This window comes from Micromonospora sp. I033 (assembly GCF_053890995.1).
Map to the genome: position 1 here is coordinate 1 of NZ_JBSSLX010000221.1, position 9,298 is coordinate 9,298.

Genomic DNA, 9,298 nt, shown 5'->3' on the forward strand with positions numbered 1-9,298 from the left:
CTGGTCCTCGAGGTGCCGCTGGAGCGTGTTCATGCCCGTCAGCCACCGGTCGGTGTCGGTGGCGCGGTGCCGGTAGTAGTCGGCCACCCGTGGATGCGGCAGGACCAGGAACCGGTCGTCGTGCAACGCCTGCCACGTCGCCTCGGCCACGTCCTCCGGGGTGAGCGCCCCGTCGCGGCTGATCAGTTCCCGCAGCGGCCCGGTCCGCTCGAGCATCCGGGTCCGCACGCCCTGCGGGCAGACGGCCTGCACCACGACCCCGCGATGCCGGTAGGTCGCCGACAGCCACTCCGCGAACGCGACGCAGGCGTGCTTGCTGACCGCGTACGCCGGGTTCCCGAGCGTCGTGAGCAGCCCGGCCGCGGACGCGGTCACCACGAAGCGGCCCGCGCCGCGCGCGACCCACGCGGGCACCAGCAGGCGCGCGGCCCGCACGTGCGCCATCACGTTCACCTCGTGGCTGGCGGCCCACTCCGCCTCGCCGGCGTCCAGCCCGCGCCCACGGTCGATGCCGGCGTTGCCGAACCAGATGTCGACGTCGCCCAGGTGGCTCCGGGCCGTCTCGACCAGCGCGGCGACGCCCTCCTCGCTGGCGGCGTCGCCGGGAGCGGCGTGGCCGCCGATCTCCTCGGCCACCCGGCGGACCGCCTCGGCGTCGAGGTCGTTGACCACGACCCGCGCCCCCTCGGCGGCGAGCCGGGTGGCCAGCGCCCGGCCGATGCCGTGCCCGGCGCCGGTGACGACGACGCCCTTGTCCCGTACCGGCATCAGACACCCCCGGTCAGGGTGAGACCGCCGTCGACGACGAGCAGCTGGCCGGTGATCCAGGCGGCGTCCGCGGAGAGCAGGAACGCGACGACGCTGCCGACGTCCGTGGGGACGCCGAGCCGCTTGAGCGGGTACGCGGCCGCGACCTGCTCCTCACGGTCCTCGTAGAGGGCGGTGGCGAACCTCGTCTTCACCACCGCCGGGGCGACGGCGTTCACCCGGATGTCCGGGCCCAGCTCGACGGCGAGCTGCTGGGTGAGGTGGGTCAGCATCGCCTTGCTGGCGCCGTAGAAGCCGATGCCGGACGCCGGCCGGACGCCGGCCACGGAGGAGACGTTGACCACCGCGCCCCCGTGCTCGGCCAGCCAGGCCCGGTGGACCTGCTGCACCCAGGACAGGGCGGCGAGGCAGTTCACCTCGAGGACCTTGCGGGCCGCGGCCAGGTCCAGCTCGACCAGCGGCCCGTAGGCCGGGTTGATGCCGGTGTTGTTGACCAGGAAGTCCGCGCTGCCGAAGGTGTCGACCGCCCGTTCCACCACCTCGGCCTGGTGGTCGGGATCGTCGGCGTGGCCGGCCACGCCGACGGCGTGCTCGGCGCCGAGCCGCGCGACCGCCTGGTCCAGCGCCTCCCGCTTGCGGGCCGTGATGACCACCTTGGCGCCGTCGGCGACCAGCCGCTCGGCGATGGCCAGGCCGATGCCGCGGCTGGCACCGGTGACGATCGCCGTACGGCCGGCGAATCTGGTCGACGCAGCCTCCGACACGGCCACCCCCTCTGAAGTTACTAAGCGCTTGCTTAGAATGTGTCTGAGGGAGTGTGCGACAGCCGGGTGGGCGTCGTCAACAGCTCCGCCCGGGCCGGTTGTGGTATCAATGCCGGCCGAGGCTCAGGAGGGAAGGGTGGACGCGTGGTGACCGACAGCGCCGAGCAGTCCCGCGCCGACGCGACGCGCGCCCGGCTGCTGGAGGCGGCCGTCACCGCGTTCGCCGAGCGGGGCTTCCACGGCACGACGACGCGCGACATCGCGGCCGCCGCCGGGCTGAGTCCCGCCGCGCTCTACGTGCACCACAAGTCGAAGGAGGAGCTGCTCTACCTGATCTCGCGGTCCGGGCACGAGCACGTGCTGCGGCTGGTGCGCGCCGCTGTCGCCTCGTCCACCGACCCGGCCACGGCGCTGCGGCGGGTGGTCCATGACTTCGTCGTCACCCACGCCCGCGACCACACCACCACCCGGGTGGTGAACTACGAGCTGTCCGCGCTCAGCCCCGCGCACCTGGCCGAGATCCGCGAGATCCGCCACCGCATCGAGCAGGCGATCCGGCAGCTCGTGGAGGCCGGCGTCACGGCCGGGGTCTTCGAGACGCCGGATCCCCGGATGGCCGCCGCCGCCCTGCTGTCACTCGGGGTCGACGTGGGCCGGTGGTACCGGGACGGCGGCGACCTGGTCCCCGAGTACATCGCCGCCCGGTACGCCGAGATGGCGCTGCGGATCGTCGGCGCCCGCTGAGCGACCCCGTCACCACACGCAGGATCGGGGCAGGAACGCCCAGGCGACGCCGGCGGCGAAGCGGTTCCCGCGCCACTTCGCCATGACCCACTGACGGTCCTTCGTGACGTAGCGGACGTCGATCTGTGCGCCGGCGGGGGCGATGCCGAGCGGGTGGACGGCGACGGCGGGTCCGGACCCGTACGCCGCGGCGGCGCCGATGTTGCCGTATGCGCCGCAGGTCGTGCGGGCGGTGGTGGCCTTGAGCCCGCCGCCCTTGTTCTCGCTCCACACCCCGTAGGGGCTGCACAGCGGGTCGACGGGGGTGGCGGTGCAGGCGAACTTGCGCGTGCCGTAGGCGTCGGCGCACCCGTCGAAGCTGCCGCCGGCGTAGTCCCAGGGCCACCGCGTGATGCCCTCGGTGTTGCCGGCCGCGGTGCCGGTCAGCCCACCTTCGGTGCGGCGCGCGCGATGATGGTGGCGAAGTCGACACCGCGCGGCAGGGTGCCGTACGCCTGGCCGTGGTCGCCGCCGAGGCGGGACGCGCAGAACGCGTCGGCCACGGCCGGGTGGCCGTGCCGCACCAGCAGTGAGCCCTGCAGGACCAGGGCGAGCCGTTCGACGACCCGGCGGGCCCGCAGTTCGAGGTCGTCGTGGTCGGCCAGGTCGGCCTGCACCTGGCGCAGCGCGGCGTCGAGCCGCGGGTCGGCGCCGGCGGCGGCGCTCACCTCGGCCCGGAACGCCTCGACGACCTGGGGCTCCCTGGCGACCGCGCGCAGCACGTCCAGCGCGGCGACGTTGCCGGACCCCTCCCAGATCGAGTTCAGCGGCGACTCGCGGAACAGCCGCGGCATGCCGGACTCCTCGACGTAGCCGTTGCCGCCGAGGCACTCGAGGGCCTCGGCGGCGTGGGCCGGCCAGCGCTTGCACACCCAGTACTTGCCGACGGCGAGGGCGAGCCGCTTGAACGCCGTCTCGCCGGCGTCGCCGCGCGCGGCGCGGTCGGTCGCGCCGGCGAGCCGCATCATGAGGACGGTGGCGGCCTCGGACTCGACCGCGAGGTCGGCGAGCACGTTGCGCATGAGCGGCTGGTCGACGAGGTACCGGTCGAAGGCCCGCCGGTGGGCGGCGTGGTGGGCGGCGGTGATCACGCCCTGGCGCATGCCGGCCGCCGCGCCGATGACGCAGTCGAGGCGGGTCAGGTTGATCATGTCGATGATGGTGCGCACGCCCCGGCCCTCGTCCCCGACGCGCCAGGCGACCGCGTGCTCGTACTCGACCTCCGCCGAGGCGTTGGACCGGTTGCCGAGCTTGTCCTTGAGGCGCATCAGCCGCATCGGGTTGCGCGTGCCGTCCGGCAGGACCCGCGGGACGAGGAAGCAGGTGAGCCCGCCCGGCGCCTGGGCGAGGGTGAGGAAGACGTCGCACATCGGCGCCGACGTGAACCACTTGTGCCCGAGGAGCCGGTAGGTGCCGTCCGGGTCGGGGTGCGCGACGGTGGTGTTGGCGCGGACGTCCGAGCCGCCCTGCTTCTCCGTCATCGACATGCCGGCCAGCAGCCCCCGCTTGCTCAGCGGCGGGCGCAGCCCGAAGTCGTACGACGTCGCGGTGAGCAGCGGCTCGTACCGCGCGGCCAGGTCCGGGCTGTGCCGCAGCGCCGGCACGGCCGCGTAGGTCATCGAGATCGGGCAGCCGTGGCCGGCGTCGGGGCGCCAGACGTAGAACTTGGCCGCCCGGGCCACGTGTGCACCCGGCCGGTCGTCCGCCCACGGTGCCGCGTGCAGGCCGTGGGTGACCGCGGTACGCATCAACTCGTGCCAGGCCGGGTGGAACTCCACCTCGTCGATCCGGTGGCCGTAGCGGTCGTGGGTGCGCAGCACCGGCGGGTGCTCGTTCGCCAGCCGCCCGTGCTCGATCGCCGTCGCGGCGCCGCCGAGGCGGCCGAGTTCGCGCACCTCGGCGGCGGCCCAGCCGGCGCCCTCCCGGTCGAGCCCGTCGAGCAGGGCCGGGTCGTCCGCCGCGTCGTGGCCGGTCAGCGGGGGAACCTGGTTGAGGACCTCGTGTGTGGTCACGGCGACACTCCCAGCGCGCGGTGGATGAACCTGATCAGGCCGGCGATGGTGCCCGGGCCGGCGACCCCGGCGGCCAGCGGACCGACCATGGCCTCGGCCAGGGCGCCGACCACCGCGGTCGAGGTCAGTTCGGGGTCCTGTGGAGGCAGCTCGCCGCTCGCCACCCCCGCCGCGACGTGGCCGGCGATCAGGTCGGCGTAGGCGCGGCGGAAGGTGAGCCGCTCGGCGTCGACCGCCGGGTCGACCGGCTCGGCGAGCAGGGCGTACGCCAGCCGCGGCGACTGCAGCGCGCGGCCGGCGAACGTCTCGACGACGGCCGACACCTGGGCGGCGACGGTGGCCTGCCGCGCCGCGGCGCGGGCCACCGCGTCCACCTCCCGCTGCGAGGCGGTGCGGAAGACCTCGGCGAACAGGTGGGCCTTGGTGGGGAAGTGGCGGTAGACGCTGCCGGTGGCGACGCCGGCGCGCTCGGCGACGGCGGCGACCGAGCAGCCGGCGTAGCCGTCCCCGGCCATGATCTCCAGCGCGGCGGCGATGATCCGCTCGCGCGAGGCGGTCAGCCGAGCCTTCACCCGCTCGGTGCTCCGGTAGGCCACCGAAGAAGTGAACCACCATTCAGTCCTTGCCGGCAAGGTGCGCCCGGTTGCGTCTCCGGTGCCGGGTTCACCGGTCGGAACGGTCACAGCTTGGGCTCAGGGCCCCATGACGATCTTGGTGCGGCTCCACCGATCGGGTACCGTCCCCTGTCACATCGTCTTTGCACCACCCCTGGCTGCCTGTCATACCGGGGTCGATCGGAGGGACACTGCCGTGACTTTCTCCAGCGCAGTCCGCAGGGCTGGCGTCATCGTGGCCATCGCCGCCCTCGCCGCGAGCGCGGGATGCGCCAAGAAGGAGGACGGCGAGACCCAGGCGAGCGGCGTCAAGCTCGTCGAGAAGGGCAAGCTCACCGTCTGCACCCACCTGCCGTACGCGCCGTTCCAGTCCAAGGACGCCGCCGGCAAGGTGGTCGGGTTCGACGTCGACGTGATGGATCTGGTCGCCAAGGACCTGGGCGTCGAGCAGAAGATCGTCGACACGCCGTTCGAGGGGATCAAGTCCGGTCAGGACCTGAACACCGGCAAGTGCGACGCGGCCGCCGCCGGCATGACCATCACCGAGGAACGGCAGAAGGTCATGAACTTCTCCGATCCGTACTTCGACGCGACCCAGGCCATGCTCGTCAAGACCGGCAAGGCGTACAAGTCGCTCGACGACCTCCGGGGCAAGAAGGTCGGCGTCCAGGCCGCGACCACCGGCCGCGACTACGCCAAGAAGGTCGAGCAGGACAAGGGCCTCAACCTCGTCGAGTTCGAGGACCTCGCCGCCCTCCAGCAGGCCCTCGCCAACGGCCAGGTCGAGGCCGCCATCAACGACCTGCCGGTCTGGACCGAGTACATGAAGGAGCACCCGGGCGGGTTCGAGGTGACCGCCGAGTTCGACACCGGTGAGCAGTACGGCTTCTCGGTGAAGAAGGACAGCAACCCGGAGCTGCTCAAGAAGATCAACGAGGTGCTCGCCAAGGCGAAGCAGGACGGCACCTACGACTCGATCTACGAGAAGTGGATCGGCAAGAAGCCGAACGCCTGAGCCACCCGCCCGCCCGGGGGGCGCGCGCCCGGCGCGCGCCCCCCGGGTCGGCCACCTCCGCACCTCTCAAGGAGCGCCCCACCGTGAAGCTGCGACGCCGCCAACGAGAGCGGCTGTCCCTCTGGCTCCAGTACCTGGCCTTCGTGGCCGTCATCGCCGTGGTGATCCTCGCGGCGGACTGGGGCCGGCTGAGGGAAGCGTTCTTCCGCGTCGACATCATCGAGTCGATGTTCCCGACGATCATCACCGTCGCGCTGCGCAACACGATCCTCTACACGCTGGGCGCGTTCGCCTTCGGCCTCGTCTTCGGCACCGTGCTCGCGCTGATGCGGCTGTCCCGGGTGGCCCCGTACCGGTGGGTGGCGACGGCGTACATCGAGCTGTTCCGGGGCCTGCCCGCGCTGCTGGTGCTCTTCCTCGTCGGGTACGGCATCCCCATCGCCTTCCCGGAGCGGGAGATCCCGGGCGGCGTGTTCGGGTCGATCACGATCGGTCTCGGGTTGACCGCGGCCGCCTACATGGCCGAGACCATCCGGGCCGGCATCCAGGCCGTCCCGAAGGGGCAGATGGAGGCGGCCCGCACCCTGGGCATGTCGCACTTCACCGCGATGCGCACGATCGTCATCCCCCAGGCGTTCCGGATCGTGATCCCGCCGCTGACCAACGAGCTCATCCTGCTCACCAAGGACTCGTCGCTCGCCTACGTGCTCGGCGTGACGGCGCAGACCATCGAGGTGACCAAGTTCGGCCGGGACACCCTCAACGACCGGGTCAACGCCACCCCGCTGCTGGTGGCCGGCCTCACCTACCTGGTCATCACCATGCCGCTGTCCCAGGTGGTACGCCGCCTCGAACTCCGCTACGCCAAGGCTCGGTGATCCCCATGACGACCAGCCAGTCCCAGCCCGCCGTCGAGATCCGCGACCTGCACAAGTCCTTCGGGTCGCTCGAAGTGCTCAAGGGCATCGACTTCGAGGTCGGCCACGGCGAGGTGGTCTGCGTCATCGGACCGTCCGGGTCCGGCAAGTCGACGCTGCTGCGGTGCGTCAACCTGCTGGAGGAGCCGACCGCCGGCAAGATCTGGGTGAACGGCACCGAGATGACCGACCCGGACGTCGAGATCGACTCCGTACGCCGCGGCATCGGCATGGTGTTCCAGTCGTTCAACCTCTTCCCGCACCTGACCGTGCTGGACAACCTCACCATCGCCCAGCGCCGGGTGCTCAGGCGCGGCCGCGCCGAGGCGGAGCGCGTCGCGCGCGCCAACCTGGACCGGGTCGGCCTCAGCGACAAGGCCGGCGCGTTCCCGGCCCAGCTCTCCGGCGGGCAGCAGCAGCGGGTCGCCATCGCCCGGTCGCTGTCGATGGACCCCCAGCTGATGCTCTTCGACGAGCCGACCTCCGCGCTCGACCCCGAGCTGGTCGGTGACGTCCTCACCGTCATGCGCACGCTGGCCGAGGACGGCATGACCATGATGGTGGTGACCCACGAGATGGCGTTCGCCCGGGACGTCGCCGACCGGGTCGTGTTCATGGACGGTGGCGTGGTGGTCGAGCAGGGGCCGCCGGAGGAGGTGCTGGGCGCGCCGCGGCACGAGCGGACCCGTTCGTTCCTCTCCCGGGTCCTCGACCCGACCCATGTCGCGCAGCTCGGGCGGCCCGACGAGGCCGCCGAGCCACCCGAGGCGCCCGGCCTGCCGGCCGACGACCGCCACCACCTCTGACCGTGCCCGGCGGTGTCGGCGCCTCTCGTTAGGCTCGACCGCATGGCAGATCCGTTCCGGGTACGCGTCACCGTCCGCGGCTACGAGCTCGACACGCAGGGCCACCTGAACCAGGCCGTCTACCTCCAGTACGGCGAGCACGCCCGGTGGGAGTGCCTGCGCGCCGCCGGCATCCGGCAGGACCGGCTCATCGCCGGCGGGGTGGGGCCGGTGGCCCTGGAGGTCACCGTGCGCTACCTGCGGGAGCTGCGCGGCGGCGACGAGGTGGACGTGTCCTGCGAGTTCCGCTGGGGCGAGGGCAAGACGTTCCAGATCGTCCAGGAGCTCACCCTTCCCGACGGCACCCAGGCGGCCACGATCACCGGGGTGGGCGGCCTGCTGGACCTGGCCGCCCGGAAGCTGGTGCCCGACCCGCGCGTGCGGTTCCGGCAGCTGGCCACCGACCCCGCGCCGATGAACCTCTGAGCCATGGAGCTGGAGTTCAGCGGCGAGGTGTGGTTCTGGCGGGGGCCGGCGCCCTGGCACTTCGTCACCGTCCCCGACGAGCTGTGCGGTGAGCTGGAGGCGGCGTCGGCGTCGGTCACGTACGGGTGGGGGATGATCCCGGTGACCGCGCGGATCGGCGCGACCGGATGGCGGACGTCGCTCTGGCCCAGGGACGGGCGCTACGTCGTGCCGCTGAAGACGGCGGTCCGCCGGGCCGAGGGGATCGCGCTGGGCGACCGGGTCGACGTCCGCCTGGTCGTGGAGCGGTGACCGGTCGACGGGGGACGGAACCCTCGGGCACGGCGGATGCGGCGAAGCTCCTCGCGCGGGCGCGTCGGCTGGTGGTCTTCACCGGCGCCGGCATGTCGGCCGAGAGCGGCGTGCCCACCTTCCGTGACGCGCTCACCGGCCTCTGGGCGCGGTTCGACCCCCAGACCCTCGCCACCCCGGAGGCGTTCCGCGCCGACCCCGCGCTCGTCTGGGGCTGGTACGAGTGGCGGCGCACCGCCGTCCGCCGGGCCGCACCGAACCCGGGCCACCGGGCCGTGGCCGCCATGGCGGCCCGGGTGCCGGAGACGGTGGTGGTCACCCAGAACGTCGACGACCTGCACGAGCGCGCCGGCACCGCCGCCCCGATCCACCTGCACGGCAGTCTGTTCGCGCCGCGCTGTTCGGCCTGCGCCGAGCCGGCGCCCGTGCCCGAGGCCGGGGCGGAGCCGGGGGAGGGTCGACGGCTGACGCCACCCCGCTGCGGGCGCTGCGAGGCGCCCGTCCGGCCCGGGGTCGTGTGGTTCGGCGAGGCGCTGCCGGAGCAGGCCTTCGAGGCCGCCGTCGGGGCGGCGTACCGCTGCGACGTGCTCCTGACCGTCGGCACGTCCGGCCTGGTCCATCCCGCCGCCGAGATCCCGCGGGTCGCGGCCCGCCGGGGCGGCACGGTGATCCAGGTCAACCCGGAGGAGACGCCGCTGGACGCGGTGTGCGCCGTGAACCTGCACGGCCCGGCGGCGCAGGTGCTCCCGGCCCTCGTGCGAGCCGCCTGGGGCGACGCCCCGGCCTGACCGGGGACCGTCCGCGCCCTTCGTGTGCCGGAACCGCGTCCACGCCCGGGAAGCCCGCCGGGCGCCGATCACCGG

At 73.1% G+C, this 9,298-nt stretch carries 12 protein-coding genes; 7 read left to right on the forward strand and 5 right to left on the reverse strand.

All coding sequences use genetic code 11. The annotated features are described in order from the left end of the window. On the reverse strand, positions 1–768 hold a 768-nt coding region (locus ACW0Q9_RS25970), incomplete at its 3' end, for an SDR family oxidoreductase (RefSeq protein WP_456185643.1). After that, positions 768–1,532: an SDR family oxidoreductase gene (locus tag ACW0Q9_RS25975; protein ID WP_456185645.1), complete on the reverse strand. Its 765-nt coding sequence runs from the start codon at positions 1,530–1,532 to the stop codon at positions 768–770. The genes ACW0Q9_RS25975 and ACW0Q9_RS25970, both read right to left, overlap by 1 nt. 144 nt (positions 1,533–1,676) lie before the next feature. Here ACW0Q9_RS25975 and ACW0Q9_RS25980 point away from each other — a divergent pair, with 144 nt between their 5' ends. After that, positions 1,677–2,276 (forward strand): TetR family transcriptional regulator, encoded by a 600-nt coding sequence (locus ACW0Q9_RS25980; RefSeq protein ID WP_456185647.1) that lies wholly within the window; start codon positions 1,677–1,679, stop codon positions 2,274–2,276. 9 nt (positions 2,277–2,285) lie between these two features. On the opposite strand, the gene ACW0Q9_RS25985 is transcribed toward ACW0Q9_RS25980, so the two are convergent. The 3 genes from ACW0Q9_RS25985 to ACW0Q9_RS25995 form a co-directional block, all read right to left on the reverse strand. Then, positions 2,286–2,549: a hypothetical protein gene (locus ACW0Q9_RS25985; RefSeq protein ID WP_456185649.1), complete on the reverse strand. Its 264-nt coding sequence runs from the start codon at positions 2,547–2,549 to the stop codon at positions 2,286–2,288. A 149-nt stretch (positions 2,550–2,698) separates the two neighbouring features. Further along, complete coding sequence (locus ACW0Q9_RS25990) at positions 2,699–4,327, reverse strand: acyl-CoA dehydrogenase family protein (RefSeq protein ID WP_456185651.1); 1,629 nt, start codon at positions 4,325–4,327, stop codon at positions 2,699–2,701. After that, complete coding sequence (locus tag ACW0Q9_RS25995) at positions 4,324–4,923, reverse strand: TetR/AcrR family transcriptional regulator (protein ID WP_456185653.1); 600 nt, start codon at positions 4,921–4,923, stop codon at positions 4,324–4,326. The genes ACW0Q9_RS25990 and ACW0Q9_RS25995 overlap by 4 nt, the downstream gene beginning before the upstream one ends. Positions 4,924–5,137: 214 nt before the next feature. On the opposite strand from ACW0Q9_RS25995, the gene ACW0Q9_RS26000 reads away from it, so the two are divergent. From ACW0Q9_RS26000 to ACW0Q9_RS26025, 6 genes are all read left to right on the forward strand, one after another. After that, positions 5,138–5,956: a basic amino acid ABC transporter substrate-binding protein gene (locus ACW0Q9_RS26000; RefSeq protein ID WP_456185655.1), complete on the forward strand. Its 819-nt coding sequence runs from the start codon at positions 5,138–5,140 to the stop codon at positions 5,954–5,956. A gap of 83 nt (positions 5,957–6,039) precedes the next feature. Then, positions 6,040–6,834 (forward strand): amino acid ABC transporter permease, encoded by a 795-nt coding sequence (locus tag ACW0Q9_RS26005; protein ID WP_456185657.1) that lies wholly within the window; start codon positions 6,040–6,042, stop codon positions 6,832–6,834. A 5-nt stretch (positions 6,835–6,839) separates the two neighbouring features. After that, the gene (locus ACW0Q9_RS26010) at positions 6,840–7,679 is read left to right on the forward strand and encodes an amino acid ABC transporter ATP-binding protein (protein WP_456185659.1); all 840 of its coding nucleotides are present in this window, start codon (positions 6,840–6,842) and stop codon (positions 7,677–7,679) included. A 42-nt stretch (positions 7,680–7,721) separates the two neighbouring features. Beyond that, positions 7,722–8,144, forward strand: a complete 423-nt coding sequence (locus ACW0Q9_RS26015) for an acyl-CoA thioesterase (protein ID WP_456185661.1) — start codon at positions 7,722–7,724, stop codon at positions 8,142–8,144. A gap of 3 nt (positions 8,145–8,147) precedes the next feature. Beyond that, positions 8,148–8,435 carry a DUF1905 domain-containing protein gene (locus ACW0Q9_RS26020; protein WP_456185663.1) on the forward strand — a complete coding sequence of 96 codons (288 nt, stop codon included), beginning with the start codon at positions 8,148–8,150 and terminating at the stop codon, positions 8,433–8,435. Further along, the gene (locus ACW0Q9_RS26025) at positions 8,432–9,223 is read left to right on the forward strand and encodes an SIR2 family NAD-dependent protein deacylase (protein ID WP_456185665.1); all 792 of its coding nucleotides are present in this window, start codon (positions 8,432–8,434) and stop codon (positions 9,221–9,223) included. Before ACW0Q9_RS26020 ends, ACW0Q9_RS26025 begins: the two co-directional genes overlap by 4 nt. Positions 9,224–9,298 lie beyond the last annotated feature (75 nt).